The sequence below is a fragment of the Paenibacillus sp. BSR1-1 genome, assembly GCF_030403775.1.
In the GTDB taxonomy this organism is placed as follows: Bacteria; Bacillota; Bacilli; order Bacillales; family Cytobacillaceae; genus Neobacillus.
Window position 1 is genome coordinate 463,355 of record NZ_JAQMWQ010000001.1, and the last position, 26,749, is coordinate 490,103.

General features: G+C 38.1%; 33 protein-coding genes and 1 tRNA gene. 10 read left to right on the forward strand and 24 right to left on the reverse strand.

Features of this window, described 5'->3' with window-relative positions:
• The first annotated feature begins 149 nt into the window (after positions 1–149).
• Positions 150–929 carry an alpha/beta fold hydrolase gene (locus PH210_RS02295; RefSeq protein ID WP_289982670.1) on the forward strand — a complete coding sequence of 260 codons (780 nt, stop codon included), beginning with the start codon at positions 150–152 and terminating at the stop codon, positions 927–929.
• An 86-nt stretch (positions 930–1,015) separates the two neighbouring features.
• Here the strand turns inward: PH210_RS02295 and PH210_RS02300 are convergent, their stop codons facing one another.
• The 6 genes from PH210_RS02300 to PH210_RS02325 form a co-directional block, all read right to left on the reverse strand.
• Positions 1,016–2,083 carry an alpha/beta fold hydrolase gene (locus PH210_RS02300; RefSeq protein ID WP_289982673.1) on the reverse strand — a complete coding sequence of 356 codons (1,068 nt, stop codon included), beginning with the start codon at positions 2,081–2,083 and terminating at the stop codon, positions 1,016–1,018.
• 21 nt (positions 2,084–2,104) lie between these two features.
• A complete protein-coding gene (locus PH210_RS02305; protein WP_289982675.1) occupies positions 2,105–2,671 on the reverse strand; it encodes a polyhydroxyalkanoate biosynthesis repressor PhaR in 567 nt (188 codons plus the stop codon).
• 22 nt (positions 2,672–2,693) lie between these two features.
• Positions 2,694–3,320, reverse strand: a complete 627-nt coding sequence (locus PH210_RS02310) for a hypothetical protein (protein ID WP_289982677.1) — start codon at positions 3,318–3,320, stop codon at positions 2,694–2,696.
• Positions 3,304–3,783 (reverse strand): hypothetical protein, encoded by a 480-nt coding sequence (locus tag PH210_RS02315; RefSeq protein ID WP_289982679.1) that lies wholly within the window; start codon positions 3,781–3,783, stop codon positions 3,304–3,306. Before PH210_RS02315 ends, PH210_RS02310 begins: the two co-directional genes overlap by 17 nt.
• A gap of 110 nt (positions 3,784–3,893) precedes the next feature.
• Entirely contained in the window at positions 3,894–4,673 is a 780-nt protein-coding gene (locus tag PH210_RS02320) for an SDR family oxidoreductase (protein WP_289982681.1), read from the reverse strand.
• Positions 4,674–4,693: 20 nt separating this feature from the next.
• Positions 4,694–6,328, reverse strand: coding sequence for a long-chain-fatty-acid--CoA ligase (locus PH210_RS02325; RefSeq protein WP_289982682.1), 1,635 nt, complete (start codon positions 6,326–6,328; stop codon positions 4,694–4,696).
• Between the two features lie 503 nt (positions 6,329–6,831).
• Here PH210_RS02325 and PH210_RS02330 point away from each other — a divergent pair.
• Positions 6,832–7,638, forward strand: a complete 807-nt coding sequence (locus tag PH210_RS02330) for an alpha/beta fold hydrolase (RefSeq protein ID WP_289982684.1) — start codon at positions 6,832–6,834, stop codon at positions 7,636–7,638.
• A gap of 265 nt (positions 7,639–7,903) precedes the next feature.
• Here the strand turns inward: PH210_RS02330 and trpB are convergent, their stop codons facing one another.
• The 3 genes from trpB to PH210_RS02345 form a co-directional block, all read right to left on the reverse strand.
• On the reverse strand, positions 7,904–9,070 hold the full coding sequence (gene trpB / locus PH210_RS02335) for a tryptophan synthase subunit beta (protein WP_289982685.1): 1,167 nt from the start codon (positions 9,068–9,070) through the stop codon (positions 7,904–7,906).
• A 134-nt stretch (positions 9,071–9,204) separates the two neighbouring features.
• Positions 9,205–9,567: a cytochrome c551 gene (cccB, locus tag PH210_RS02340; RefSeq protein ID WP_289982687.1), complete on the reverse strand. Its 363-nt coding sequence runs from the start codon at positions 9,565–9,567 to the stop codon at positions 9,205–9,207.
• 124 nt (positions 9,568–9,691) lie between these two features.
• Positions 9,692–9,764, reverse strand: a tRNA-Val gene (locus PH210_RS02345).
• Positions 9,765–9,928: 164 nt separating this feature from the next.
• Between PH210_RS02345 and PH210_RS02350 the strand changes: the two genes are divergently transcribed.
• From PH210_RS02350 to PH210_RS02370, 5 genes are all read left to right on the forward strand, one after another.
• Positions 9,929–10,153, forward strand: coding sequence for a hypothetical protein (locus tag PH210_RS02350; RefSeq protein WP_289982689.1), 225 nt, complete (start codon positions 9,929–9,931; stop codon positions 10,151–10,153).
• Between the two features lie 109 nt (positions 10,154–10,262).
• Positions 10,263–10,985 carry an alpha/beta hydrolase gene (locus PH210_RS02355; RefSeq protein ID WP_289982691.1) on the forward strand — a complete coding sequence of 241 codons (723 nt, stop codon included), beginning with the start codon at positions 10,263–10,265 and terminating at the stop codon, positions 10,983–10,985.
• A 138-nt stretch (positions 10,986–11,123) separates the two neighbouring features.
• Positions 11,124–11,636 (forward strand): YjcG family protein, encoded by a 513-nt coding sequence (locus tag PH210_RS02360; protein ID WP_289982692.1) that lies wholly within the window; start codon positions 11,124–11,126, stop codon positions 11,634–11,636.
• A gap of 5 nt (positions 11,637–11,641) precedes the next feature.
• On the forward strand, positions 11,642–12,064 hold the full coding sequence (locus PH210_RS02365) for a GNAT family N-acetyltransferase (protein ID WP_289982694.1): 423 nt from the start codon (positions 11,642–11,644) through the stop codon (positions 12,062–12,064).
• A 138-nt stretch (positions 12,065–12,202) separates the two neighbouring features.
• Entirely contained in the window at positions 12,203–14,494 is a 2,292-nt protein-coding gene (locus PH210_RS02370; RefSeq protein ID WP_289982695.1) for a UvrD-helicase domain-containing protein, read from the forward strand.
• 21 nt (positions 14,495–14,515) lie between these two features.
• On the opposite strand, the gene spoVIF is transcribed toward PH210_RS02370, so the two are convergent.
• The 8 genes from spoVIF to PH210_RS02410 all read right to left on the reverse strand — a co-directional run bounded on the left by spoVIF (position 14,516) and on the right by PH210_RS02410 (position 18,192).
• A complete protein-coding gene (gene spoVIF / locus PH210_RS02375; RefSeq protein WP_289982696.1) occupies positions 14,516–14,770 on the reverse strand; it encodes a sporulation-specific transcription regulator SpoVIF in 255 nt (84 codons plus the stop codon).
• Positions 14,771–14,902: 132 nt separating this feature from the next.
• A complete protein-coding gene (locus PH210_RS02380; RefSeq protein ID WP_289982697.1) occupies positions 14,903–15,019 on the reverse strand; it encodes a YjcZ family sporulation protein in 117 nt (38 codons plus the stop codon).
• Positions 15,020–15,127: 108 nt separating this feature from the next.
• Positions 15,128–15,484, reverse strand: coding sequence for a stage V sporulation protein AE (gene spoVAE / locus PH210_RS02385; protein ID WP_289982698.1), 357 nt, complete (start codon positions 15,482–15,484; stop codon positions 15,128–15,130).
• 12 nt (positions 15,485–15,496) lie between these two features.
• Positions 15,497–16,513: a stage V sporulation protein AD gene (gene spoVAD / locus PH210_RS02390; protein ID WP_289982700.1), complete on the reverse strand. Its 1,017-nt coding sequence runs from the start codon at positions 16,511–16,513 to the stop codon at positions 15,497–15,499.
• On the reverse strand, positions 16,514–16,990 hold the full coding sequence (spoVAC, locus tag PH210_RS02395; RefSeq protein WP_223592794.1) for a stage V sporulation protein AC: 477 nt from the start codon (positions 16,988–16,990) through the stop codon (positions 16,514–16,516).
• Positions 16,991–17,006: 16 nt separating this feature from the next.
• The gene (locus tag PH210_RS02400) at positions 17,007–17,474 is read right to left on the reverse strand and encodes a YhcN/YlaJ family sporulation lipoprotein (RefSeq protein ID WP_289982703.1); all 468 of its coding nucleotides are present in this window, start codon (positions 17,472–17,474) and stop codon (positions 17,007–17,009) included.
• Between the two features lie 153 nt (positions 17,475–17,627).
• On the reverse strand, positions 17,628–17,756 hold the full coding sequence (locus PH210_RS02405; protein ID WP_289982705.1) for a hypothetical protein: 129 nt from the start codon (positions 17,754–17,756) through the stop codon (positions 17,628–17,630).
• A gap of 79 nt (positions 17,757–17,835) precedes the next feature.
• Positions 17,836–18,192 (reverse strand): DUF1360 domain-containing protein, encoded by a 357-nt coding sequence (locus PH210_RS02410; protein ID WP_289982707.1) that lies wholly within the window; start codon positions 18,190–18,192, stop codon positions 17,836–17,838.
• Positions 18,193–18,319: 127 nt separating this feature from the next.
• Here PH210_RS02410 and PH210_RS02415 point away from each other — a divergent pair, with 127 nt between their 5' ends.
• Entirely contained in the window at positions 18,320–18,832 is a 513-nt protein-coding gene (locus PH210_RS02415; protein WP_289982708.1) for a CotY/CotZ family spore coat protein, read from the forward strand.
• A 51-nt stretch (positions 18,833–18,883) separates the two neighbouring features.
• Here PH210_RS02415 and PH210_RS02420 read toward each other — a convergent pair whose 3' ends face one another.
• The 3 genes from PH210_RS02420 to PH210_RS02430 all read right to left on the reverse strand — a co-directional run bounded on the left by PH210_RS02420 (position 18,884) and on the right by PH210_RS02430 (position 22,216).
• Complete coding sequence (locus tag PH210_RS02420) at positions 18,884–19,363, reverse strand: CotO family spore coat protein (RefSeq protein ID WP_289982712.1); 480 nt, start codon at positions 19,361–19,363, stop codon at positions 18,884–18,886.
• Between the two features lie 117 nt (positions 19,364–19,480).
• Positions 19,481–20,251, reverse strand: a complete 771-nt coding sequence (fabI, locus tag PH210_RS02425; RefSeq protein WP_289982714.1) for an enoyl-ACP reductase FabI — start codon at positions 20,249–20,251, stop codon at positions 19,481–19,483.
• Between the two features lie 105 nt (positions 20,252–20,356).
• On the reverse strand, positions 20,357–22,216 hold the full coding sequence (locus tag PH210_RS02430) for a monovalent cation:proton antiporter family protein (RefSeq protein ID WP_289982715.1): 1,860 nt from the start codon (positions 22,214–22,216) through the stop codon (positions 20,357–20,359).
• Between the two features lie 96 nt (positions 22,217–22,312).
• Here PH210_RS02430 and prpE point away from each other — a divergent pair, with 96 nt between their 5' ends.
• Entirely contained in the window at positions 22,313–23,068 is a 756-nt protein-coding gene (gene prpE / locus PH210_RS02435) for a bis(5'-nucleosyl)-tetraphosphatase PrpE (protein WP_289982716.1), read from the forward strand.
• Positions 23,069–23,081: 13 nt separating this feature from the next.
• Here the strand turns inward: prpE and PH210_RS02440 are convergent, their stop codons facing one another.
• From PH210_RS02440 to PH210_RS02455, 4 genes are read right to left on the reverse strand one after another with little or no spacing between them, the layout of a single operon-like run.
• Positions 23,082–23,987 (reverse strand): RluA family pseudouridine synthase, encoded by a 906-nt coding sequence (locus PH210_RS02440; protein WP_289982717.1) that lies wholly within the window; start codon positions 23,985–23,987, stop codon positions 23,082–23,084.
• 14 nt (positions 23,988–24,001) lie between these two features.
• Positions 24,002–24,796 (reverse strand): NAD kinase, encoded by a 795-nt coding sequence (locus PH210_RS02445; RefSeq protein WP_223592805.1) that lies wholly within the window; start codon positions 24,794–24,796, stop codon positions 24,002–24,004.
• Between the two features lie 43 nt (positions 24,797–24,839).
• Positions 24,840–25,478, reverse strand: a complete 639-nt coding sequence (gene yjbM, locus PH210_RS02450; RefSeq protein WP_289982722.1) for a GTP diphosphokinase — start codon at positions 25,476–25,478, stop codon at positions 24,840–24,842.
• A gap of 16 nt (positions 25,479–25,494) precedes the next feature.
• On the reverse strand, positions 25,495–25,854 hold the full coding sequence (locus tag PH210_RS02455; protein WP_289982723.1) for a UPF0738 family protein: 360 nt from the start codon (positions 25,852–25,854) through the stop codon (positions 25,495–25,497).
• 127 nt (positions 25,855–25,981) lie between these two features.
• Here PH210_RS02455 and PH210_RS02460 point away from each other — a divergent pair, with 127 nt between their 5' ends.
• Positions 25,982–26,563 carry a CYTH domain-containing protein gene (locus PH210_RS02460; protein ID WP_289982724.1) on the forward strand — a complete coding sequence of 194 codons (582 nt, stop codon included), beginning with the start codon at positions 25,982–25,984 and terminating at the stop codon, positions 26,561–26,563.
• Positions 26,564–26,749 lie beyond the last annotated feature (186 nt).

Here is a 26,749-nt window from a genome sequence, read left to right on the forward strand (position 1 = left end):
CTCAGCTAGTCTATATATGTAATTTACACCTATGTGTCATAATCTGTCAACTCTGATTATATAATAAAATAATCAGAATCTTAAAAATGTTTATACCTTAGGAATGTTGGAAACATAGATTATTATAAAAACTTGAGGAGGAATGCATTTTGAGCGAAGTTTTCAAGAACTGTTCAGGGATTCCCTATTTAAGACTCGGTACGGGTGAGCCATTAGTTTTTATTCACGGTCTAGGAGAAGTTAAGGAGGGCTGGTCTAATCAATTTGAATTTGCCGACCAATATGACTTAATCATTCCCGATTTACGGGGGCATGGTGAATATCAATCCCCTGGAGAAATATCAATTAAAAATTTTGCTTACGACGTCATCACCCTTTTAAAAGGCCTTGAAATTGAAAGCGCACACATATGCGGCTTGTCTATGGGAGGGATGGTGGCACAGGAAATTTATCGCCAGGCTCCTGAAATGTGCCGTTCCTTAATGCTAGTCAGTACCTTCCATTATGCACCGAAGCAGCTTGGAAAGTTATTCTTGAAATTCAGGGAAGCACGTGCAGAAAATAAGTCTCCTGACGACCTAAGAGAAACAGCTGCAAAGATTTGCCTTTACTCATGGTCAAAAGAAAATTTTGATCACTTTTATCAATATTACAAACCAAATAGTGAATATTATTTTAAATCGATGGAAGCATGTCTAAAAGTGAATAATTTAAGTTTGCTTCCTAAAATTAAAGTTCCAACCTTAATTATTGGCGGACAATATGATTCAGTCATCCCCGTTTGGGTTCAATTAATGATGCACAAACAAATTCGCCATTCTGAGTTTGTTATTTTCAGAAATACTGGTCATATTGCCAAGCTTGAAGCAAAGGAAGCCTTCAATGAAGTCCTGCGCAACTTTTTAAATAAACACACAAGGGCAAGTTAGCGGGGAAGGAACTAGTTCCTTCCTCCTCCAAATTGCACATACTTATTATATATTTACTTGTACTTAAATTTATTACAGAATAATTTTTATATTGGATTAGAACGGCTGGAAGCCCATTTATCGACAATGCCAGCAAACATTCCGGACAGCGCCATACCAACATGGCCAGATTCTACCACGATATAGGTTTTATCCTCACTTGAGACTAAATCCATTATCGGCTTGCTCTGATCTTCCAAAATCAAATGATCTCTGGAGCCAGAAACGACGAAAAGATTTGCCTTAATATTCTTTAGATCAGCTTTTTTGTTGCCGATCATAAATTCTCCTTTTACCAGCTTATTCTCTTTGAAAAAGTCATTCGCCAATTGGCGGTATGCTTCCCCTGCAAATGGCACCTGGTCAACTGTCCATTTATTCATTCTGCGCCACTTTTCCACATAACGCTTATCGTGTGCCCTGCTTAAAAGCATGGTATAGTTTGTAAAATAAATTGGTGCTCCAATGGCTCTGAACATGCCTTCAACTAATTGAGGCGGCATATTGCCATAAACATCAATAAAATGGTCAATATTCATATCACCATTTCTCATACCTTCAGCCCATTTATCCGGTCCCACGAATGGACCGAAATCGATTGGCACCGTTGCGACAACCAAGTTTTTAATTGGTTCATCTGCAACTGCAGCATAGAGTGAAGCTATAGTTCCTCCTAAACAGTAACCGACAAGGGTAATTTCTTCCGCATCGGAATGACGAATGGCCCTTTTTACTGCCGTTCTTAAATATTTATCAATGTAGGTGTCTAAACCAATTTTCTTATCTTCATAGCCTGGTGTACCCCAGTCTAATAAATACACTTCATAGCCCATGTTGGTAAGACCCTCGATCACGCTGGCCTTTGGGGCAATATCTAAAATGTACGGTTTATTAAAAAGTGAATATACCAAAAATAATGGAACCTCATACTTTTTCTCTTTGGCAGGATAATGCCATAATACCGACTTATTCTTTCTCCATACTTCATTTCTTGGAGTAAGCCCTATTTTTGGCTCTGGTTCACTTAAAAGCTTAAAAACCTGAGACCATCGCTCCATTTCCTTCTCGTAATTCAAATCTGGAATTGCGTTCTTTAAAGGTGATTCTGTTGCCACTGTCTTCCCTCCATTCCGCTATTATTTGGTCGCCCCAGCACTAGCAAGCTCACGCTCAGAGCTTTTGTCTTTTTCAATCAAACCTTTTAGTGTTTCAAATTCTTCTTTAAAATCATTTAACTTTAAGAGCTCAAATTTCATTTCCTGCAGCTCGGCATGTAAATCCTTAGAATCTGATAGCTCTTTTTTTGTTTTCACTAGCTCTGTTTTAAGCTGTTTTGTTAGTTTAATAATCTCCTTGGATACTTCCACAACACTCTCAATATCCTTGCTTTGAGACTTTACAGAATCCTGCAGATCCCATATTTGTTCCTCAAGAGCTTCAATTTTTTCCTCTGTCTGAATCGTCAAGGCTGCCACGTTCGTCACATCATTTTTAGTAGGCAAATTTAAAACACTAGCAAGTGCTTCTTGATTTTTTTTAAATTGATCAAGATAACGGGAATGAATCTCTGTTCCTACATTGGACATTTTGACAAATTCTTTATTATTCGTCCAAAGATAGATAAAATCATTGATCTGCTTTTCCCATAATTGGCTAAACTTATGAAGAGATTCATATGGATCATATGTTTTTTTGCCTGTCATCGTTTCCACCCCTGCATTATTATCATTTTTTTGTAAGTTCAGTAACGCCTTTCATATATTGTTGAAATGGGAACATCGCCGATTTAACTTGTTTTGCAAATAAATTTGCAAATATTTTCTGATTTTCATAGACAACATTCGTTGTTTTCTTTACGCTGTCAACATATTTTTCTCGGCCTTTTTTTCTAAAAGAAATATATTGTTCCAGCGTTTCTAAGTACTTTTCAATTGCTTGGCCATTCGTTAACGAACGGAATGGAGTTAAAAACAGGGAAGTGGTTTTTGTCTGAATATCATCCACCACTTGATTGATTTCTTCATACGATTTAATTGGAAAAAATTGCTGGATGGACGTTGTCGTTACAAGTAACTCCTCCCGTGCTCCTTTTTCCCATTCCTTAAGCTCTTTGTTAAATTGCTCTGTAATTGCTTTAATATTTTCCTGATTGCTTCTTACTCTTTCAACAAAGCTTTTAGCTGCTTCCAGGAATAAATCATCCCGCTTGTTAAATCTTTCAGCCCATGAATCTAATTCATCGAATCCAAGCCTCCACAACATGTCTAAGCTTGATAGTTGTTCTTCAGGACGAAATTCTGTTTCTTGACTTTCAACAACTGCTTCCAGCTCTTTTTCATTTTTCTTTGCCATCAATATTCTCCTCCATCTCAAAATCTGCAGTAAAAAGCTGTTTTAATTCCAACAGCTCTTCCTCTAATTTTTTTATTTTATAATCTTGGATTGCCTTTACTTCTTTTTCTAAAATAGCCAATAATTCTTCAAGCGATTTCTGGACTTTTTTAAACTTAAAACGGTTTTCCTTCATACTTTTTGCTGTCATATAAACTGTCTCATCCAGGAAATCCAGCTTTCCCTCACAATCTACCATTCTTACAGAAAGTTCTGCTATTTCATCTTTATTCGCCAGATCTAAGCGATTCAACCACTTAGTTGTTAACCTTCTGTGAATCTTTAATCGGGAAAGATGCGCATCCATTCCCCTGCCAAAAGCGCGGGTAAAGGAACCGCAATTGGTACGGGCATGGATGCTTTTATTGAGCTCTTCTTCAAATTTTTTATAAAAAGTCATTCTATCTCGGTGTTCGGAATCCATTAAATTCCCTCATAACTAACCGGTCGGTATGTTTATCTAATCATAGTAAATTCAGGCCTTTAAGTCAATTTACAATTTGTTAAAAATTCAAAAAATTTATTTAACATTGCTTAGAGAATTCCTGCTGACGATCCGCCATCAACAGCTAAAACATGGCCCATTACATAATCTGAAGCACTGGAAGCTAGGAAAAGTGCTGGCCCTTTCATATCTTCATCGGAGCCAAAACGTCCAGCTGGTGTACGCTCAAGAATTTTCTCTCCTGAAAAGCCCAAAATACCTTTTGTCATTTTGGTAGGGAAAAAACCAGGTGCAATCGCATTTACATGTACATTATAAGGCGCTAATTTAACGGCTAGTTCTTGCGTTAATGTGATAACAGCACCCTTACTTACGGAATAACCAATCGCATCCATTACTAATGGATTCTGACCGCCCATTCCGGCAATGGAGGCTATATTAATAATCTTACCGGAGCGTTGTTCTTTCATAACTTTACCTGCTGCCTGGGAAAATAAGAAGACTGCTTTAAGGTTAATGTCCATTACATTATCCCATTTCTCTGCTGGCATTTCTAAGGCTGGAGCTCCCCAGCTTGTCCCGCTATTATTGACTAAAATATCAATTCGGCCAAATTCCTTTAATGTTTCGTCAACAACATGCTGGATGTCGTCTGGATTGGAAACATCACACTTAAATGCAAGTGAACGAACTCCTTTTTCTTTCAAAGCATCGCTTAATTCCTGACATGCGTTGATATCTCTAGAGCAAATTACAACATTAGCTCCAGCCTCGGCATATATTTCTGAGATTTGTTGACCTAATCCCCTGCCGCCGCCAGTAACAATTGCCGTTTTTCCTTTTAGACTAAATAAATCTATCAAACTCATCTTTACCCCTCCATTTTTTATTAGGCCTTTATTTTTATTTCTTCTTGATCTCTTAAAACCCTTCTTAATAATTTTCCGACTGATGATTTTGGCAGTTCAGGAAGAATTTCTACTTCCTTTGGCGCCTTATAGGGTGCAAGGTTTTCCTTGCCAAACTGTTTTATTTCCTCTTCAGAAATCGAATACCCCGCTTTTACCTTGACAAATGCTTTCACTGTTTCACCGCGGTATGGGTCCGGAACCCCAATTACCAGTGCTTCTTCAATTGCTTCTAACTGATAAAGCACTTCTTCAATTTCACAAGGATAGACATTGTAGCCGCTTGCAATAATCATGTCTTTCTTACGGTCAACAATATAAAAGTATCCATCCTCATCCATTTTGGCGATATCGCCTGTAAACAGCCATCCATCTCTTAATGTTGCTGCTGTCTCCTCTGGACGGTTCCAGTACCCTTTCATTACTTGTGGACCTTGAATAATTAGTTCCCCTGCCTCGCCAACAGGTACATCAACTAACCCATCTTCTGTTTCATGGACAATTCTTGCGATTGTGCTTTGAACAGGAATACCAATGCTGCCAAATTTCCTTGGTACAAACGGAGGGTTAAAAATGACAGTTGGAGCTGCCTCTGAAAGACCATATCCATCAAGTAACCTAATACCCGTCCTCTTTTCAAACAATTTCGCTTGTTCCACGGGAAGTGGACCGCCGCCGCTACCAATGTAATAAAGTTGATCAAACCCGCAATCTTCAAGTCCCTCTTGACTATTTAAAGCAAAAAACATAGTAGGAACACCAGACATTTGGAATGGTTTTTCCCTCTTAACAATCTCCATTACTTCTTTGGGATCAAATCGTGGTAATATAATCTGATTGGCGCCTTCCCTAATTCCGCAAAGGGCAACACTCGAGAGACCATATACATGGAACATAGGTAAAACAGTTATCATTTTAAAATCTTCTGGTTTATCTTCACAAGTTTTATAAGCAAAATCACAAACTTGATTGAAGTTTGCTAAAAGATTATTATGGGTAAGCATAACACCTTTGGAAAGTCCTGTAGTTCCGCCTGTATATTGCAGAACTGCTACATCTTCAAGGCTGTCAATTTCCACATCAGGTAAATTCAATTCTCCATTAAGGAATTCATCGAAATAATGATCCCCATCAGCAAGGTCAAAACGTTCTCCTCCAAAGCTTACAACGAGAATCTTTTTCAAAGATGTCGCCGATTGTACTTTTTTTACTTTTTGATAGAAAGCATCCAGAACGACCATATATTCAGAGCCTGAATCCTGTAAAACATGCTCAATTTCTCTTTCAACGTACATTGGGTTAACTTGGACAGCAATTCCACCTAAGCGAAAGGCCGCAAATAAGGTGAAAATGTAATGAGGGGAATTGGGAAGCATTATGGCCAAACGGTCACCTTTTGTAAATCCCGCTCTATGTAATGACGAAGCCAATTGATCTGTAATTACTTTTGTCGTGTTAAATGACCATACATTTCCAAAGAATGTGAAAGCAGGTTTGTCTTCATAACGGTCTACTGCACCTTGTAAAAAATCATAAAGGGAATTGTGCTGAATCTGAACATGTTCATCAATTCTCGAATCATAAACTTTCAACCACGGCTTTTGCTGATAAACCATAAAACATGATGCCTCCTCACGATATTGTCATATCAACATTCTTATTTAAAATTGCTGTCCCTCTTTGATGTTATGAATTCACTACATAAATTTTTAGAATATTAATATAATTATAATTATTGTAGAAAAATATAGATTTGTAAACCTATCATTCTCGACATTTTTCCACAATTTTTCTGAGGCTCCATGAAAATTGGATAAAAAACACTTGATAACACTCCTTAAAATAAGCATTTTATAGATTCGCATTAAAAAAAACATAGCGCAAATTGTCGAAAAATTTTTCTTTCGACATTTAGAAACACTAATGATTAATGGGTGTTTCATCCAAATATTATCTCATCCTCCTCCCTTTATAACCGGTACCTCCCGAAAGTAATATTCTTATATAACATTTTCATACTTTAATAAGCGTTATAGGTCTTTTTGAAGGCTTAAGGTTCTTGCAATCTAATCGAAATCATATAATCTATTATTATCTAGAAGAAAGGGAGTTGCCCTATATGCCTATAACAAATGCAAATGGAATTGATCTTTATTATGAAGTGCATGGTGAAGGTGAACCATTACTATTAATTATGGGATTGTCTCTTAACTCAAAGTCCTGGTTCAGAACCTTACCGGCTTTAAGTGAGCATTACAAGGTTATTATTTTCGACAATCGTGGTGTCGGTCATAGCGGAAAACCGAATACCCCTTATTCCATCGAGCTCATGGCAGAGGATACAAAAGCCGTATTAGATGCTGCGGGGGTTGAATCCGCCCATGTTTATGGTATTTCGATGGGCGGAATGATTGCTCAACGATTTGCCATTAAATATCCAGAAAAAGTCCGCTCTCTTATCCTTGGCTGTACAACCTCTGGAGGTATCAATCATGTACAACCTAGTGCGGATGTCTCGATGCTAATGTTATCAAGAGCTTCCTCAACAGCTACTCCTGAGGAAATGGCCTGGGCAACGACTCCAATTCTCTATAGTCAATCCTTTATCGATAATCAGCGGAAACTCATTGCCGAGGACATCCAACGAAGAATCGAACTTCCTATTCTTCCATATGCATACATGCTGCAGCTGCAAGCCTGCCTGGCCCATGATACCTATAATGAAATTGATCAAATTAAAGCACCTGCGCTCGTCATCCACGGGAATGAGGATAGGTTAGTTCCTTATGAAAATGGTGTAACCTTAGCAGAGAAAATTCCAAATGCAGAATTTCTAACCATCAACGGCGCGGGACACATTTATGTCACGGAAGCAAATGATTTAGTAAATAAAAGAGTTTTAGAATTTCTTAATAAACAAAGGTAATTACAAAACGCCCGGTCAGAAAATTGATCGGGCATTTTTTATCAATTGGCTGTGTTAAAATAGTCTGTTGCTTTCCGCTTCAGGCGCGAGCGGTACGCGGGCGGTTCGGGGAGTCTCCTCCGCGCTTATGCGCCTGCGGGGTCTCCCCTCTCCCGTACTTCCGCAGGAGTCTCGCGCCTTCCGCTCCAATCAACAGGGTTAAAAAATCAACAGTGACCTACTACACAGCCTATCTATTAATCGTTATCACTCTTGGCACCAGGATTTATTTTTGCAGCATATGAAAAACTTGTTCAACGTCCTTATCACCGCGGCCTGATAGGTTCACGATGATTACATCATTGTTTGATAATTCTTTTGCTAACTTAATCGCATAGGCAACTGCATGAGAACTCTCAAGGGCTGGGATTATTCCTTCCGTTTTACTTAATAGTTGAAAAGCTTCCAGCGCTTCCTCGCCAGTTATCGTTACATACTCCGCTCTGCCAATTGTTTTCAAAAAGCTATGCTCCGGACCAACACCTGGATAATCCAATCCTGCCGCGATTGAGTACGTTGGTTTTGGTTCCCCGTTTTCATCTAACAGCGTTAAACACTTGAAACCATGGATAACAGCCGGAACTCCTTCTGTTAAAGTTGGCGCCTCGGCAGGTTCTACGCCAATTAGGCGGACATTCTTTTCTTTTATATAATGGGCAAAGGCTCCAATCGCATTGCTTCCGCCGCCTGCACAGGCAATAACCGCAGTCGGGAGCTTTCCTTCCTTTTCAAGCACCTGTCGCTTTGATTCCTCACTAATAATCGCTTGAAAGTGTTTGACCATTGTTGGATATGGGTGTGGTCCAACTGCAGAACCTAATAAATAAAAAGTATTTTGATAGTTTTGCACCAAATCGCCAAGCGCCTCATCTACAGCATCCTTTAAACGCCCTTGTCCCTTAGCCACAGGTACCACTTTCGCGCCTAACAACTGCATCCGAAAGACATTTAACGCTTGGCGTTCTGTATCTAGCTTGCCCATGTAAATCACGCATTCCATCCCAAACATTGCACATGCTGTGGCTGTTGCTACACCATGCTGCCCTGCTCCTGTTTCAGCAATGATTCGCTTTGCTCCCATTCGCTTCGCTAATAATATTTGACCAATGGCATTATTAATTTTATGGGCTCCGGTATGGTTTAAATCTTCCCTTTTTAAATAAATTCTAGCTCCGCCCAGCTGATTCGTTAAATTTTCAGCTAGAGTTAACGGATTTTCCCTCCCAATATATTCTTTTAAATAGTATTTGAACTCTTCTTGGAACTCAGGATCGTCCTTGTACTTTAAAAATTGTTCTTCTAATACGTTCATTACCTGTTGAAGATCCTCAGGTATAAAACTTCCGCCAAATTCTCCAAAATAACCTTTACTATCGACACTTACTTTCTCCATACTCCACTCGTCTCCTTCAAAAACTATTATTTTGGTTCATTTAAATTATAAAATCTTTTGACTGAATATTCAAACACCTGTAATAAAAATAAAACCAGATTGGTTTTCAAAACCACTCTGGTTTTCCTATACATTTATTTTTTCTCTGAAAGCCAGGTAGCAACTGCATCAGCGTCATCACCTTTAAGAAGTCCGGCTGGCATACCGCCTTCCTTACCATGTTCGATTATATCTAGAATTTCAGCCTTTGAATATTTCGAGCCAATTTTATCTAGATCTGGTGCACTGCCACTTTTTAAATCCGCACCATGACAGGCTGCACAGGTTTGCTGAAAGGTAGAATCAGCATTAGCAGTATTTGTGGCTGGAGCTTTTTCCTCGGTTTTTTTAGTGGTAGTTTTATCCTTGTCTGCAGTATCCTTGTCGTTGCCGCCGCCACAGGCTGCAAGAAAACCAAGAAAAACAATACAAATCACACCATTTATGAGTTTCTTCATATTCTCACCTCCATCATTTATAGATTTTGTAATCTTAATTTGTAATATTCATTCCATTACTTGTTATCTATAATAAATTGCACAAAAAAAATCCTAACATCATTTTGATGTTAGGATTTAGAGATGACCTGTGAGGGGTTCGAACCCCCGACCTCAACCCTGTCAAGGTTGCGCTCTCCCAGCTGAGCTAACAGATCGATTATTAAGTACAAATTTAATTATATAAAAATTTTATAGAATGTCAATAACTTTTTTAGGAAATCATTCATCAAACCAACGGGAATGTACGTTCCTTCCATTATTGAATAAAGAACTAATGTTCGGTTATAATAATATTATAAAATTGAAAGGAGCGATTTACATGGATGGACTTTTGATACGTTCAATTGAAGAAAATATTCCTTTAGAGATGATTTACCTTGCAGAAAATCAAGAATTGTCACAGCGATCATTGATCGTTAAAGAAATATCCGACGAATACATTCGTGCCTATTGCCTGCTTAGAAAACAAATCCGCACCTTTAAACGTGAAAATATTTTATCCATTATGCCTGAATCCCACTCTAAAAACAGGTACCTTCACTAACTATTACACATAATTCCCTCATGCTAGTCCCCAAAAACCTAAAAGCATTTCCTCTCAAGATATGATAAAATGCAGTAGTATTCTATCGATTTATTGGGGGTTTTATCACATGCAGTTTCCAAGAGGCACAATAAAAGAACTTACCATTAATAGCAAAGAGCTTGGAGAAGAAATGCAGCTGCTTATTTATTTGCCTGCAAACTTTTCACCATTATATAAATACTCTCTGCTGATCGCCCAGGATGGCCGCGATTATTTTCAACTTGGCAGGATTGGACGTTTAGCAGACGAGTATCTTTATGAAAAGGAAATTGAAAATTTAATAATTGTTGGGGTACCCTATAAAAATGTGGAAGACCGCCGCAAAAAATACCACCCCGAAGGTGTACAAACTCAGTCCTACATCCGCTTCCTTGCCCATGAATTAGTTCCTTTTTTAGATCAACAGTTCCCTACTTATCACATGGGTTCAACTAGAGCATTGATTGGAGATTCACTAGGTGCGACTGTATCATTAATGACAGCGCTTCAATATCCGCACACATTTGGAAAAGTACTCTTACAATCTCCCTATGTAGACCAACAAGTGTTAGAATTAGTCGCTGACTTGCCTGAACCGCAGCTTTTAAACATCTACCATATCATAGGAAAGCAAGAGACTGAAGTAAAAATGACAAACGGTAAAGTTGGCGACTTCCTAACACCTAATAGAAAGCTTTCCAAGTTGCTAAAAGAGAGACCATTTACATATTTTTATGAGGAATTTAACGGAAATCACACATGGACATATTGGCAGCCAGATCTAAGACGAGCACTGAAAATGTTATTTTAGATTTATGTCTAACGAACCAAAATCTTATCGATTCATTTTAATTATTTAATAAATTTAGAAAATTTGCTATAATATTAGGAAGGCTAAATAAAGCATTTATTTTTCTATAAAAATAATTTCTTCCATGGAGGTATCCTTATGAAATTTGGTATTGTTATTTTTCCATCCAAAAAGCTTCAGGATTTAGCTAATTCCTATAGAAAGCGCTATGACCCGCATTATGCCCTAATTACTCCACATCTTACATTAAAAAATTCATTTGATGCGACGGAGGAAGAGGCAAAGGAATTTGCTGAAAAGTTACGGCAAATTGCCAGAAATACAAATGCTTTCACATTAAAAACATCCAAAATCAGCTCATTTCAGCCAGTTAATAATGTTATTTATTTTAAAGTAGATCCTACAGAGGAATTAACTGCTCTTCATGCTGAAATCAATCAAGAGTTTAGCGAGCAAAACTTAGAATATGCTTTTGTCCCGCATATTACAATTGGTCAAAATCTATCCAATGATGAGCATTCCGATGTATATGGTTCACTTCGTATGACTAAATTAAATCATGAAGAAACAGTTGAACGTTTCCATCTCCTATATCAATTAGAAAATGGTTCTTGGACGGTTTATGAAACATTTCGTCTTGGAAAGGAATAATTGCAGTGAAAGTTAAGGTTGTTCAAAATCAAAAAGAACTAGAAGATGCTTATTCCGTTAGAAAAATCGTTTTTGTGGAAGAGCAAAATGTCCCTCTAGAAGAGGAAATTGACCAATATGAAAATGAAGCCACCCATTTTGTCATGTACCAGAATGATTCACCGATTGGGGCTGGCAGGTTTCGGATTGTTGATGGGTTTGGAAAAGTTGAACGGATTTGTGTAATGAAAGACGCCAGAAAAACGGGTGCCGGAAAAGCGATTATGAATAAAATCGAAGACCATGCCAGTGAAAACGGGCTGCACAAGTTAAAGCTAAATGCTCAAACACATGCCATTCCCTTCTATGCCGGTCTGGGCTACGAAGTTGTCTCAGAGGAATTTTTGGACGCAGGAATTCCACACAAAACGATGGTTAAAGAAATATAACGAGAGAAGCACTTGCTGAAAAAACAGCAGGTGCTTTTTTGGTTAATTCAACCTATCCTGATGAAGTGCTTTTAGATAAGATATGGTTTTGATATGATAGAATATGTGTTATTTATCGAAATTGAGGGTTAATAAACTATGAAAACTGTAATTTATCAAGAACAAACTATTAATCTAACTCATTTAAATCGTGATGAGTACCAAAAGTATTTTATAGCTGGAAAAAACGGAGAATTACGTTGCCCAGTATGCAATGAAAAGATGAGGCTGTTCCTTGGCATTAAAGAGTCTCCTCATTTTTTCCATACACTTTCACCTGAGAAACGATGCCCTGAACCCGTTCAACCAAAAATAAATGAGAACTATATCGAGCGAAACGGATTTAAGATACCTCATGGCAGAACCATTACCGAAGCCTCCACTTCCCAAGACTTATACAAACCTGCTAAAACGATTGAATATGAAGTCCTTTTTAACAAGAAAATGGACGGAACACACCAAGCAGGCTCGCCCTATTTACTTCTTCTAGCAGAAAATGGGGTTGTCCTAGATAAAAATCAAGCTGCAGCTGTTTTAGAAACAGAAGGCTCTTTATTAGTACTTGCGGGTGCAGGAAGTGGAAAAACTCGTGTTCTTACTGCCCGTACGGCCTATATGCTGGAGAACAAGCAAATTAATCCACGAACAATCATGCTTGTAACTTTCACATCTAAAGCTGCTACTGAAATGAAAAATCGTTTGCTTTCCTATCCAGAAATGAAGCGAGAAAAAGTCAATCAGCTTGTCTCTGGAACCTTTCACAGTATTTTTTATCGTATCCTTATGTTTCATGATGCAGCTAATTGGTCATCAAACAATCTATTGAAGAAGGAATGGCAACGGGAAAAAATCTTAAAGGATGCCGGAAAAGAGCTGGATTTATCAGAGAAGGAATTTGCTTATGATTTAGCGCTGCAACAAATTGGGTTTTGGAAAAACTCGATGCTAATGCCGAATGAAATCAGGCCCGCATCAGAATGGGAAGAAAGAGCTGCACTATTATATAAGAGATATGAAGAATTTAAGCAAAGAGAAGGACTGTTTGATTTTGATGACATGCTGTTTGGCTGTTACCAGCTCCTAAAAACTTACCCTTCCCTTCTTGAACAGTATCAAGAACGATTCCATTACTTTCTAATTGATGAGTTTCAGGATATTAATAAAGTTCAATATGAACTGATTAAATTATTATCAGGAAAGCATAAAAATGTTTGTGCTGTTGGTGATGATGATCAAGCCATTTATTCCTTTAGGGGCAGTGATCCAAGCTACTTGTTGGATTTTGAAAAGGATTTCCCTTTTGCAAAGCTAGTCACCCTTGATCAAAACTATCGTTCCACCCATGAAATTGTTGCGGCAGCTAATAAAATGATCACTGTAAATAAAATCAGAAGAGCGAAAAAGATGGAGGCGCAATTTTCATCAGGGACCCTTCCGATGTTGTTTTTTCCGTATGATGAAGAGGAAGAAGCAACAATGATTGTTACCGACATTCAAGAAAGGATCACAAATGGTGCAAATCCTTCTGATTTTGCCATTCTGTACCGAACCAATGCCAGCTCAAGGGCGATATTTGAACGTTTAGCAGGCTCAAATCTTCCTTTTAAAATTGACCTGGATGCTGAAGCCTTTTACGATCGATACATTGTCAGGAGCGCCCTTTCCTTCTTAAAGATAAGTTTAAATGAGGATGATCCTCATGCATTGGCGGATATTTTACCGTTATTATTTTTAAAACAGACGGTTATGAAAGATATTAAAGCAATCAGCATTTTGCAAGATTGTAGTTTTCTTGAGGCATTATCTCACCTTAAAACCGCCCATGCGTTTCAAGCAAAAAAATTAAAGCAGGCTGTTAGTATCATTCGTGGATTAAAGCATTTGAACCCTCAGGCAGCTTTAGGAAAAATTGAAAAGGATATAGGCTTTCTTGATTTCCTCAAAAAACGCGGCAATGAAGCGAGTATACTGGAAAAAGGATCTGATGACCTTAAGGATTTAAAGGTTGCAGCTAAAAGCTTCGACTCGATTGAGGCTATGCTTGTACATGCCGAGCATATGTCCGCCATGAATAAGGAAATTAAGAATTTAAGTAAGCATTTTACTGAAGCCATTACCCTAAGTACCATACACCGGGCAAAAGGGCTTGAATATAAAACTGTTTATATTCTTGATGCCGTCGATGGCAGCCTGCCTCACGACTTTGCTCTGGAAGCTAATCGAAATGGCGATTTTTCTTCCCTAGAAGAAGAGCGGAGATTATTTTACGTTGCTATGACACGTGCCCGAGACCAGCTTTTTATTGCCGTTCCCGAAAATAGACGAGGAAAAAAAGTAAACCGTTCAAGGTTTCTCGCACCACTCACAAAAAAGAAGAAGACCCACTCCTGAGCACAGGAGAGGTCTTTCTTTTTATTTTTTATTCATCATTTTTGTAATGGTATTAAAGTCAAGCTGTTTTCCATCTTTAATAATTGACTGAACAATTTGATCTTCAAGATCCTTACTAACCGGTTTACCGGCAATTCGAGAAACTTTTTGAATGACATTACGAACAGTATCTGGGTCCTTAAAATTGGCATGCTGTAAGGAGTTCGCTAATTCAAAGATTTCTTTCATATTAACGCCAGTTTTCTTTTCTATGTTTTTAAAGAAACCATTATCCATGTTAAAAATTCACACTCCTTCATAAACTACTTTATTGTATGAAGGCAGGGCGATTTTGTGAATAAAAGGCAAAGAAAGGGCTGGCCACATTTATGACCAACCCCTTCCACCGCTGTCAAGCTTTTAAATGGTTTAATAAAAGCTTGCACCTACAATGATTAACAGAATGAATAATACTACGATTAACACAAAAGTTGAACCGTAGCCAAATCCTCCACCATAACCGTAGCCGCCACATCCATAGAACATAGATAGTCACCTCACCTTAGTAGTTTCATTAATAACATATGAAAGTACTTAAAAAAGTGTATAGGCAGGATAGCTTAATCCATAAATTGGCTTAAAAAAATGTGTTCATTACCCTTTAGGTTTAAAAATTAGGGATCCAATAAATCCAAAAATTATCGCAGCAGATACTCCAGAACTTGTTACCTGAAACATCCCGGTTAATACCCCAATGATTCCGTGTGCCTTGGCATCCTGTAAAGCCCCGTGGACTAAGGCATTCCCAAAACTGGTAATGGGAATGGTTGCTCCAGCTCCTGCAAAGTCAACGAGCGGTTCATATAATCCGAATCCATCCAATATTGCACCCGCCACAACAAGCAGGCTTAATGTATGCCCTGGAGTCAACTTGGCAACGTCAAAAAGAAGCTGCCCAATGACACATATAAATCCGCCAATCACAAACGCCCAAAAAAACATCGCGAGCATAAATTCACCCCTTTATCCATTCATTTCAATGGCAACAGCATGTGCAATACATGGAATGGATTCATTTTGTTGAAAGCTAAGCGGGGATAACAATGCCCCCGTTGCCACTATTAAAATCCGCTTAAATGTGCCCTTTTTCATTTGGTTTAGTAAATGTCCATATAGTACAGTAGCAGAACAGCCTGCACCGCTTCCACCTGATTGTACTGGCTGGTCCTCTTTATACATTAATAAACCGCAATCTTGAAATTGTTTTCGTTCAAGCTTAAGGCCGCTTTTATTTAGTAATTCAAAAGCAGTATCATGGCCGACTCTGCCCAAATCTCCAGTAACAATTAAATCATAATGTGTTGGGTCTAATTGCAGATCGCGGAAATGTGCCATTATCGTATCAGCGGCAGCCGGTGCCATAGCACCGCCCATATTAAAAGGATCAGTCAGACCCATGTCAATTACCTTACCAATTGTCGCCGAGGTAGTAATTGGGACATGGCGTCCGGATTCATTAGGCTCGACGAGTGCTACCCCTGCACCGGTTATCGTCCATTGTGCCGTTGGTGGTTTTTGTCCACCGTATTCTGTTGGATAGCGGAACTGCTTTTCAACAGCCGCATTGTGACTGGATGCACCAGTTAAGACCTTTTTTGCCCCTTGGTAATTGACAACAAAGGAAGCCAATGCCAACCCCTCCATCGAGGTCGAGCAGGCTCCAAAAAGCCCGAAATACGGTATTTGCATCGTCCTCGCCGCAAAGCTTGTTGGGGTAATTTGATTGATTAGATCACCTGCAAATAAAAATTGAATTTGTTCTTTTTGGAGGTTCGCTTTTTCCAGAGTGATTTTAACCGCTTCTTCAAGCAATAGCCTATGTGCTTTCTCGTAAGATTCTTTACCCATCCACAAATCTTCATATAAGAGATCAAAATCATTCGCCAATTTTCCATTTGCTTCGAACGGGCCGCCCGTTACCCCTGTTGCGGAAATCATTGGCCGGTTTTCAAACACCCATGATTGATGCCCTTTTAACAATTACAAAACCCCCCAAATAACTAGTAACGTTTTAACAAGTGCTACTACAAAGGCGGAGAAGACACCAAAAAGAATAACTGATCCTGCAAGCTTAAACATATTGCCTCCAACTCCGAGAACAAGTCCTTCCGTACGGTGCTCGATGCAGGCAGAAATAACGGCATTGCCAAAACCGGTTACAGGTACTGCACTGCCTGCACCGGCAAATTGCCCGATCCTGTCATAAATTCCAAAGCCGGTTAAAAGCATCGATAAAAAGACCATCGTTGCAACAGTTGGATTTCCTACACTTTGTTCCGTAAAATTAAAGAAATATATGTAAAAATAACTAATAGCTTGGCCCACGACACAAATCAATCCTCCAACAAAAAATGCTTTTATACAATTTTTTAGGACAGGCCGTTTTATCTCATGTTTTTGCTGAAGCTGTTGATAGTTTTGCTGCTGAGGAGTCATGTTTTTTTGCTTGTTTGCCATCCTGCTTCACCCTTTCTTACTTCATTTCTTCCGTCATTTTGACGATTTCCTTTAAACGGTTTTCCGCATCACGATGTGAAAATTTGGAAGATTTCATCCGTTCATCAAGTCTAATGGCTTCAAGAAAAATTTTATAATCACTTGAGACTGTAAAATTTTCCTTTGGGTATTTTTTTTCAAGCATTTTATTAATATTCTTTTCGATTTTTTTCATTTGAAAGCGGTGTAAATGTTTGACTTTATAAACTACGAGTGTATCCTTTTTCCCTTTTACGACGGCGACATCATATAATTCCGGCAAAGAGCTTACATCCTTTTTGATTTCAGTTACACCGTCCCGTTTATTTTTTTTATCCGTTATAACTGGCTTAGGATTAGTCGTTTTTATAAGAGCGAGTTGACTATCCTTAACTTGCTGATGCTGACTACAGGAAGAGAGTATGACAAAGCAAGCCAATACAATTAAACGAAAAGTAATATGCATATAATTTCCTTCCCTTGATTAAGTTTTATGACATACTGATACTAGTTAGTTTTTTCGAGATTCGTTAAAATTATGACTAGATAAGTTTAATTTTTAAACCATTAGTATGGTAAAAAAATAAAAACTGCCAGTCAAAACTAGCAGTTTTTCTATTTACATTGAAGTTTTTTTACCACAGCCGCACCCTTGCGACTTAATAGGTTTTGAAGGTTTGTATCCTTGATTTGATTCTGTGCTTTTTTTCTTTTTGTTTGTGTTATTTGTGTCATTTGTGTTGCTCATGTAGTCTCTCCTCCCAAATAATTCATAAGCTACTAATTAGGATATGAACAACCTGTTAGTCTTGTCTCCACGAACAACATTATTTTTCAATAAAAAACTGAACAATTGCTTCAATGAAAGATGCTAAACCTGCTATTGCTAGGATAAGAATAATCGGTGAGGAATAGATGGGGAAAAGTATATAGGCTGTGACTATAATCGCCGATGCCCATATTCCTGTACACCAATAGCAGCTTAATAGCTCACCAAAAAATTTTTTTATCCCCTTTTTCTTAGGAAGATAGTAAATCTCGATTTCACCATTGTCATTTTCTTCTTTTATTTCATCAAAAAAGGGCCTTCGAATAAATACAGTTATTTTGTCAAAAACAAGGAGCCTTGTTAGTCTAAAGCAGGATAATGATAAAAGGAATATGTTTAAAAAGGTTATTTTCATTATACATTTGTCCTTTCTATTAATCCGCCTAATTTTTTTAAAAGAGGCAATTGTCCGTAACCCAAAAACGCTCTTTAAAATATGTTAGTAATGTAAGATATATAACAGGGATTAAGGAGGAAAAATAATGGGTTGTTGTGGAAGTCATGATAATGATCGTCACGGAAACTGCGTGTGTGAAGTAGTTCGTGCGATAAAAGATATCCAGGATAATGCAGTTGAAGAAGCGGAATGCTCGGAATGTTCCAGTTGTTTTAACGAACCTCTTGGTTCACTAGTTTCACCTGTTAGAAGAGATCCTGTTGATACTCGTGTATTTGTTCTGAGCACTGCGGATGGGACTCCATTCCACGCATTCTTTAGCGGCGAAAATAACGCTTGTGTATCAATCTTCTTCCGTGTAGAAGACGTATTTGATAACTGCTGTGCAACACTTCGTGTGTTAGTACCAGGCCGCAGAGAGGGCGGTAACTTTGTACCAGTAAATCTTGTTTCCAGCGGAGATAGATGCTGTGTTGACCTTACAAGAGTTTGCCAAGTTGAACGCTTCCGTGCTAGTAACGACTGTATCACAGTAGATTTAAAATGCTTCTGTGCAGTACAATGTATTGCGGACGTAGACCTAGGAATTTGCAGCTAAATAAATCAGCCAGTCGGTTAAATCGGCTGGCTTTTTTTATTTCTACCTAACCTATCTTTTAATCCCAATCATAATCACATTTTTAATATCTTCGAGTAGTATGGTATTTGAGGATTGATCTGGAGATTGAATGGTTACTCGATTGTCAGCATATTCAGTAATATAACCTTGGTATCTGTTTTTTGCAGTATAAATAACGCATGGAGCAGGCGGAAGAACCTTTGGGAAATTTAGTAAATATTCAATTCGCTCCACTATATTCATTTCTTTAAAAGGCTTTACTCTAGACATTGAGGACTGAATTTTCTCTTGATTGGTCTTACTTTCCTTTTTATTCACATCCATTGCTATGTCGTCAGGTATTGCCTCTTTTTTTACCCTCTTTTTTGTTTCTACTATATGATTATCTTCCTTTTGCTGCTCCCTTTCATGTCTGTTTGTGTAGATTTCCTGCATATTATGGTTCGATGGAGTCTGGGAGATTGGCTGATTAGTAAAAAGTAACGGTTCTTGACTCCTTTTTTTCGACATGCTCAAAGCACCTCCATTTACATATTCCTTCACTTTATATGTATGCAGAATGCCTATACCCGTCACACTGATTTAAAAAAGAAAAAGCCTGCTTTAACAGCAGGCCCTAAGTTAATATTATAGAATATGATATCCTGAATCCACGTGAATGTTTTCTCCTGTAATACCACGTGAAAGTTCACTGAAAAGGAATACAGCCGTGTCTCCAACCTCTTCAGGTGTTGTTGTTCTCCGTAATGGCGCTTTTTCCTCAATTTCTTTTAAAATCGAGTTAAAATCACTTACTCCTTTAGCAGACAATGTTCGGATTGGACCTGCGGAGATCGAATTAACACGGATATTATCCTTTCCAAGGTCAGCTGCTAAATAACGGACACTTGCGTCTAGTGAAGCCTTAGCTACACCCATAACATTATAATTGGAGATGGCACGCTCACCACCCAAATACGTGAGTGTCACGATGCTGCCGCCTTCGGTCATTAAACCGCGTGCTTCCTTTGCCACTGCTGTTAAAGAATAGGCACTGATATTGTGAGCCAGTAAAAAGCCCTCTCTGGTTGTATTCATATACTCCCCTTGCAACTCTTCTTTATTGGCAAATGCGATACAGTGTGCTACTCCATGAATGGTTCCAACCGCTTCTTTAATATCTGCAAAGCACTTGGCAATGGCTTCATCACTTGTAACATCACATGGAAGGATAATTGTTCCTTCAGCTTCTAAAGAACCAGCCAATTCACGGACACTGCTTTCAAGTCTCTCGCCTGCGAATGTAAATACTAAGCGTGCACCTGAATTATGAAGTGAGCGTGCAATACCCCATGCAATACTGCGTTTATTGGCAACACCCATTACTACAAATGTTTTTCCAGCTAATGAAAGATTCATCTTGAAAAATTCCTCCCACAATAAATACGTGTTATTAGTACTTGGTACTAATTCTACACTAATTTAAGAAAAATGAAAAGTACAGTACCAAGAACAGTGAATAATTTAACACGTTTCACAAAATTCCAGCTCTCTCTTTAGTTCATCGACATATTCCTTTGAACCAGTTACAATCAAATGGTCGGCTAGCTGAAGCTCAGTATCGCCATGCGGCACAATTGAATCCTTCCCTCTAAATATCCGTACAAAAATAATATCACCCGTAAATGGAAATCTTCTTAATGACATTCCCTCAAATTGTTCATTCATCATTTTGATTTCGTACAAGCCAGTTTCTTGATTCGTTAAAATATTTATGACACTCGGTGATTCAATTAAAGCCCGTAGCAATGCTTTGGTGGACAAAAAGGCAGAAAATACTTCTATATTATGCTCACGTACGCTTTGCTCTATTTCAGGACTTTCAATTCGGGCAATGACCCTTGGTACACCATTTTCTTTAGCAGCAATGGACAAGGCAGCATTTTGCTCCTCATCTCCAGTTGATATCACGACAACCTCTGATTGATAAACTTTTGTTTTGGCAATGCTCTCCATAGAGTAATCCTCGATTTCCTCAATATCGAAAAGCGAATCGGCAATCTGCCTGTCTGATTTATCCATAATTGTGTGATATAGAACCGGAGTATATAGACCGGATTTCAATTCTCTTGAAACAGGCAGTGTAACTTGATTGGCTCCTAAGAAAGCAACGCTGACCTTTTTCCCCCCAGCCGCTTCTTTTGGAAATAGCTTCTTGAAAACCATTGGTGTAAAAATAGACGTAATCACTGCAACTAATATTAATGTACCACTCATTTGCTCCGATATGACCTCCATCCGCTCTCCAATTGTTGCAGCCGCAATGACAAGCGAGAGTGTCGACGTTAAAAGAAACCCTGATGCAATTACCGTTTTCGTATCATACCAAAATTTCATAAGATAGACGGGTATTAGCTTTGATAAAAGCAGCCCTATTAATAAAAGCGGGATTAATAAGAGTAATTTTTTTTCACTAAATAATGACCAAACATCAAGATTAACACCAACCATCACAAAAAATATCGGGATTAAAAAACCATAGCCGAAAGAGTCTAGTTTATGTACGAGCTCTTGGTTCGGAGATAGCAATGAAACGAGAACTCCAGCTAAGAAAGCCCCTAAAATATTTTCAGCACCCACTGTTTCAGAAAGACCAACTAAAACAATTATTAGGGTAAACACTGCACGTGTTCCAATCTGTACCGTTCCTGTAGATAGTGCCTGAACAAAGTTCCTATTTTTAAATCTTTTTCCGATAAAATAAAGTCCGACTCCGGCTGCAAACAATATTAGCAGCAGCCAAGTATTTCCATGACCTGCCTCATAGATCGAGACGAAAATAGCAAGTAAAATCATCGTGGCTAAATCGGCGATGACGGCAACCAGCAAAATAATTTGGCCAATGACCGTTTTCATTAAGTGGGCTTCCTTCAAGGTGGGAACAACAACTCCCAATGAAATAGTAGAAATGATCAATGTCATTAAAAAGGCATTATCAATAAAACCAGCCCAAACAAATAGGAATGATAACCCAAGCGAAAAAATAAAAATTCCTAAAAAAATGAAAGAGGAGATAACAAACGAATTCGGTTCTTTCCTGCCATTTGGAAGGATTTCACGTACTTTTCCCTTCGAGAAGGCTGTAAAGTCAATTTCAAGGCCGCTTAAAAACATCAGAAAGATAAATCCAAGAGTCTTAAGAGTGGAAAGCCACATATCCTCATGAACTAAATTAAAACCGCTTTTCCCAATAATAAGCCCCATAATAATTTCAGCTACAACAACTGGAATAAAATTCAACTTAAATCGATGCAGCAGGATTGGGGTCAAAAAGGCCATCGTAACCACAACAAGTAAGGAAATAACTGAAACATGCTGTTCCATTTTATCTGCCTCCCTCTAAAATTACTTAATCCAAAGGTTTTTTTATAAAAATCATCTTTAGTACAAAAAATAAAGGAATTGAAGGGGGTAACAACAATGAAAATTGATATAATTGGCGATATCCACGGGTGTTTACCAGAATTCCAAAATCTTACGAGTAAACTTGGTTATAACTGGGATAGCGGCATTCCGCTTCATCCAGGAAACAGAGTTCTTGGATTTGTTGGCGATCTGACTGATAGAGGTCCTGCCTCACTTAAAGTAGCCGAGATCGTTTGGGAGCTTGTGATAAAATATAAAAAGGCTTATTATACGCCAGGGAATCATTGTAACAAATTATATCGCTTTTTCTTAGGCAACAAAGTACAGATCAAACACGGACTTGAAACAACGGTTGCAGAATATGAATCATTATATAAAAAAGACCAGCAATCCATTCGTAAAAAATTTATCGAGCTTTATGAAAAAGCAGCACTTTATTTAGTATTGGACAAACAAAAGTTAGTTATTGCTCATGCGGGAATTAAACAAGAATATATCGGACAAACTCATGCAAAAGTCAAAGAATTTGTTCTCTATGGGGATATTTCGGGTGAAAAACACCCGGATGGATCGCCTGTCAGAAGGGATTGGGCAAAGAAGTATCATGGCGAAGCCTGTATAGTCTATGGACATACCCCAGTCAATGAACCCAGAATAATTAACAATACGTATAATATAGATACAGGCGCAGTATTTGGCGGAATGCTGACGGCTTTAAGGTATCCCGAAAAGGAAATCGTTTCTGTTCCTTCAACTATGCCATATGTTCCTGAAAAATTTAAACAATTTGATTTAATAAACAGCAAATAAAGAATGGCTGTCCCTATAAATGCGGGACAGCCTTTAAAATATCTTGCATATCGCCAGGTAGCAGTGCAGTAAATGACATAGTCTCATGTGAAAAAGGATGCGTAAATTTTATTTTTTTACAATGCAGGGCTTGCCTTTCAATTAACGAAGTCTCTCCCCCATATAAATCGTCACCGAGCAGCGGGTGCCCTATATAGGATAAATGAACTCTAATTTGATGGGTCCGGCCCGTTTCTAGGTTAAGTTCTATACGGGTAAAGGATGGATGCCTCCCTATCACCTCAAAATGGGTACAGGCATATTGGCCGTCGTCACGGACTTCTCTTTCAATTATGCTGTCCATTTTACGCCCGATTGGAGCAGTTATTGTTCCTTTATCTTCCATAACTGAACCACCAGCAAAGGCCTCGTAAGTTCGCTTCACCCTGCCACTACGCTGCATCAGACTAAATAAATGATGAACGTGTCGATGCTTTGCGATTAAAACAATTCCTGAGGTATCCCGGTCGAGCCGGGTAACAATATGGGAAGTCGCTTGAATGCCCTTGTTTTCATAATAGCCAACAAGGGCATTAGCTAAGCTTCCATCTGGATGTTCACGTGATGGAATGGTATTTATTCCTGCAGGCTTATTGACAACGAGCAGATAATCATCTTCAAATAAGATTTCTAACGGAATTTCTTCCCCTTTTAGTCCTTCACTAGGGCTTTCAGGTGGAAAAATAATTCTTAAATTATCCCCATCCAGCAGTTTGTAACGAACATTTACTTCTTCATTATTTACTAGAATGTGCCCGCCGTTAAACTTGATATCGGTTAAAGCGGATCGGGATATCTCTTTTACTTTTAAAAATTCTTTGACCAGCATTCCGGCATTGCTGGCATCAATACCCCATTCCAATTGAAATTGTGTTACCATTATTGGCCCCCTGCTCAATCAGAAATAAACGAATCATGCACTCTTTTCCAAAATGGAAATGGGCGGAAGCGGGCAAATCTGATTTTTTCATCTGGCACCCTGAATTGAATTGACTTAACATCTTTATGAAGCAAAGTCAAATGATCGATCGTTATCTGGAAGTCAGAACGATTTACGGGCTTTAGCATACAGGTATGATGAGCCGGGAGAATGAGCGGTGACCCTACTGTTCTAAAAACTTTATTATTAATCGAAGCCATTTCCGCAACCTGCAGGGCAGGAATCGATGGGTGTATAATAGCCCCGCCTAACGCTTTATTATAGGCTGTACTGCCGGATGGTGTGGATACACACAGGCCATCTCCACGGAAACGTTCGAAATGCTGACCGCGAATTTCGACATCCATTACAAGTGTCCCCTCGACACTTTTTACAGTCGATTCATTTAATGCTAAATATCTGGATTCCTTTCCAGCATGAGAATAGCGAATGATAACCTCAAGGAGCGGGTATTCGACTACTTGAAAAGGTGTTTTAGCAATAGCGATTACAAGCTTTTCAATTTCATCTGGAATCCAATCGGCATAAAAGCCTAAATGGCCTGTATGGATTCCGACAAAAGCTGTTTTATCTAACCGGCTGCTGTAGCGGTGGAAGGCATAAAGTAACGTACCATCTCCGCCAATGGAAATAACGATGTCAGGTTGATCTTCATCGTACTTTAGATCAAAATCAAGCAAATATGTCCTCATTTTGTGCATCAAAATATTTGATTTTTGATCTCCTTTTGAAGTAATCGCAAATTTCATATGAGTATAGCTCCTTGTCAGAATGATTCTAAAGGGTCCTCTATCAGTCTTTTTCTTCTTGTGTCTGCTCTTTTTTTCTAGTAAAGAATGCTTGAGCATCCTGGATTTCACCGCGAATTAATGACATCTCCTTATCCAAACGGAAAGCCGCTTCCGCCGCCCTTTGCAGCCTCATCTTTATATCGCTTGGGAAAACACCTTTGTATTTATAATTTAGCGAGTGCTCAATCGTTGCCCAAAAATTCATCGCTAATGTTCTGATTTGAATTTCAGCGAGTATTTTTTTTTCACCATTGATTGTTTGAACAGGGTAGCTTATGACAACATGATAGGATCGATAACCGCTTGTCTTTTCATGCGAAATATAATCTCTTTCCTCCACAATTTTAAAATCATTTCGGTTTCTTAATAAACCAACAACCCGATGAATATCTTCGACAAACTGACACATGATACGCATCCCTGCGATATCCTGTATCTCTTCTTGCAATTTATCCAGTGAAATTCCTTTTTGATTTGCTTTATCTAAAATACTAGCGATTGGTTTAACTCTTCCTGTCACAAATTCAATAGGTGAATGAGACGAATCAAGCTCAAACTGTCCCCTAATTCCTTTTAGTTTGATTTTCAATTCCTTAACCGCTTGTTTATATGGTGCTAAAAATTGGTCCCAATGCTTCATGAATCCCACCTCAATGTTAGAAAATACTCTCTACTTTAGTGACCATTTCTTGTCCATAGTTACTATTACCCTTTATATTGTTAATAACGTATTCCAATTCATCATGGAAATTTATTAGTTCAATTTCTTTATCGTTCCCTCTAAGCCATACTGGTATTTTTTGTTCAAATGAATTTTTTAAGTTCACCCAGATTTGTTCAGGCAGGATGATATATGTATAATCTTCTTGGTCTTCCATTAAATAAATAAAGGAATATTTATCGGAATCCACAAGAATTTGACCTTCTGGGATTAACCCTTCAATTATTTGTTCAACTTCTAATAGAAGTTTATTGTCTGTTAGGTCCGTGTTTTGAATCGTTATACTTCTTTTCATTATATATTACCTCCGTCTTTCACTCTCCTCTATTTTAGCATAATTCCTCCATTTCACCCAAGGATTGCAGTTAGTGTAATATTAAAGATAATGAATTTAAATTGAAACTAGGAAGGATTGAAATAGGGTGTCTGAAAATATTGAAATTGAATTTAAAAATATGCTGACCAAAGCGGAATATGAAAACTTGCTAAAAAAATTCAACATAGATTATAAGCAAATTATTACTCAAGAAAACCATTATTTTGATACTCCAAGTTTTTCATTAAAAGCAGCCTCCTCGGCATTACGCATCCGTAAAAAAAAGAATAGTTACGAAATGACACTCAAGCAGCCTGCTAAAGTTGGTCTTCTTGAAATAAATCAAACTTTAAGTGAAGAGGAAGCATATCATGCTATTAATTTCGGGAAATTACCATTTGGAAAAATTAAAGATATTTTAAAAGAAAATGGAATTTCTGATACTGAATTGGAATACTTTGGATCTTTGGTAACAAATAGGGCAGAAACTGACTATAAAAAAGGATTACTCGTCTTAGATCACAGCATTTATTTAAAACATGAAGATTATGAATTAGAATTCGAGGCGGAAAACTATGAGGAAGGAAAGCAGGTTTTTCAAGAACTCCTTCATGATTCCCAAGTTCCGGAGCGAAAAACAGAAAATAAAATCCAGCGTTTTTATAGGCAAAAACATGCAAATCAATAAGTAGGATTTTTTCGTAAACTTGGTTGCATTTTAGAACTACCAACTATCATTGCGAAAATTGCTATAAGTAAAAAACATCCTGCTTGTATACATTAAATAACATATGCACCTCAATAAATTAACATTTTCAAGGCTATTTATTTGAGATATGAAAAATGCATTGCTACAATAAAACATACGAAAGTA

What these genes read in the sequence shown, in the direction of transcription:
- fabI (WP_289982714.1), bottom strand. Translation starts at nt 20,251, where the DNA reads ATGAATCTTTCATTAGCTGGAAAAACATTTGTAGTAATGGGTGTTGCC.
- PH210_RS02370 (WP_289982695.1), top strand. Translation starts at nt 12,203, where the DNA reads ATGAAAACTGTAATTTATCAAGAACAAACTATTAATCTAACTCATTTA.
- spoVAC (WP_223592794.1), bottom strand. Translation starts at nt 16,990, where the DNA reads ATGGCAAACAAGCAAAAAAACATGACTCCTCAGCAGCAAAACTATCAA.
- PH210_RS02350 (WP_289982689.1), top strand. Translation starts at nt 9,929, where the DNA reads ATGGATGGACTTTTGATACGTTCAATTGAAGAAAATATTCCTTTAGAG.
- PH210_RS02430 (WP_289982715.1), bottom strand. Translation starts at nt 22,216, where the DNA reads ATGGAACAGCATGTTTCAGTTATTTCCTTACTTGTTGTGGTTACGATG.
- PH210_RS02310 (WP_289982677.1), bottom strand. Translation starts at nt 3,320, where the DNA reads ATGGCAAAGAAAAATGAAAAAGAGCTGGAAGCAGTTGTTGAAAGTCAA.
- prpE (WP_289982716.1), top strand. Translation starts at nt 22,313, where the DNA reads ATGAAAATTGATATAATTGGCGATATCCACGGGTGTTTACCAGAATTC.
- PH210_RS02420 (WP_289982712.1), bottom strand. Translation starts at nt 19,363, where the DNA reads ATGTCGAAAAAAAGGAGTCAAGAACCGTTACTTTTTACTAATCAGCCA.
- PH210_RS02325 (WP_289982682.1), bottom strand. Translation starts at nt 6,328, where the DNA reads ATGGTTTATCAGCAAAAGCCGTGGTTGAAAGTTTATGATTCGAGAATT.
- PH210_RS02355 (WP_289982691.1), top strand. Translation starts at nt 10,263, where the DNA reads ATGCAGTTTCCAAGAGGCACAATAAAAGAACTTACCATTAATAGCAAA.
- trpB (WP_289982685.1), bottom strand. Translation starts at nt 9,070, where the DNA reads ATGGAGAAAGTAAGTGTCGATAGTAAAGGTTATTTTGGAGAATTTGGC.
- PH210_RS02445 (WP_223592805.1), bottom strand. Translation starts at nt 24,796, where the DNA reads ATGAAATTTGCGATTACTTCAAAAGGAGATCAAAAATCAAATATTTTG.
- PH210_RS02410 (WP_289982707.1), bottom strand. Translation starts at nt 18,192, where the DNA reads ATGAAAATAACCTTTTTAAACATATTCCTTTTATCATTATCCTGCTTT.
- PH210_RS02305 (WP_289982675.1), bottom strand. Translation starts at nt 2,671, where the DNA reads ATGACAGGCAAAAAAACATATGATCCATATGAATCTCTTCATAAGTTT.
- PH210_RS02455 (WP_289982723.1), bottom strand. Translation starts at nt 25,854, where the DNA reads ATGAAAAGAAGTATAACGATTCAAAACACGGACCTAACAGACAATAAA.
- spoVIF (WP_289982696.1), bottom strand. Translation starts at nt 14,770, where the DNA reads ATGGATAATGGTTTCTTTAAAAACATAGAAAAGAAAACTGGCGTTAAT.
- PH210_RS02330 (WP_289982684.1), top strand. Translation starts at nt 6,832, where the DNA reads ATGCCTATAACAAATGCAAATGGAATTGATCTTTATTATGAAGTGCAT.
- PH210_RS02315 (WP_289982679.1), bottom strand. Translation starts at nt 3,783, where the DNA reads ATGGATTCCGAACACCGAGATAGAATGACTTTTTATAAAAAATTTGAA.
- yjbM (WP_289982722.1), bottom strand. Translation starts at nt 25,478, where the DNA reads ATGAAGCATTGGGACCAATTTTTAGCACCATATAAACAAGCGGTTAAG.
- PH210_RS02360 (WP_289982692.1), top strand. Translation starts at nt 11,124, where the DNA reads ATGAAATTTGGTATTGTTATTTTTCCATCCAAAAAGCTTCAGGATTTA.
- PH210_RS02380 (WP_289982697.1), bottom strand. Translation starts at nt 15,019, where the DNA reads ATGTTCTATGGATGTGGCGGCTACGGTTATGGTGGAGGATTTGGCTAC.
- PH210_RS02320 (WP_289982681.1), bottom strand. Translation starts at nt 4,673, where the DNA reads ATGAGTTTGATAGATTTATTTAGTCTAAAAGGAAAAACGGCAATTGTT.
- spoVAE (WP_289982698.1), bottom strand. Translation starts at nt 15,484, where the DNA reads ATGCTCGCGATGTTTTTTTGGGCGTTTGTGATTGGCGGATTTATATGT.
- cccB (WP_289982687.1), bottom strand. Translation starts at nt 9,567, where the DNA reads ATGAAGAAACTCATAAATGGTGTGATTTGTATTGTTTTTCTTGGTTTT.
- PH210_RS02440 (WP_289982717.1), bottom strand. Translation starts at nt 23,987, where the DNA reads ATGGTAACACAATTTCAATTGGAATGGGGTATTGATGCCAGCAATGCC.
- PH210_RS02405 (WP_289982705.1), bottom strand. Translation starts at nt 17,756, where the DNA reads ATGAGCAACACAAATGACACAAATAACACAAACAAAAAGAAAAAAAGC.
- PH210_RS02415 (WP_289982708.1), top strand. Translation starts at nt 18,320, where the DNA reads ATGGGTTGTTGTGGAAGTCATGATAATGATCGTCACGGAAACTGCGTG.
- PH210_RS02400 (WP_289982703.1), bottom strand. Translation starts at nt 17,474, where the DNA reads ATGCATATTACTTTTCGTTTAATTGTATTGGCTTGCTTTGTCATACTC.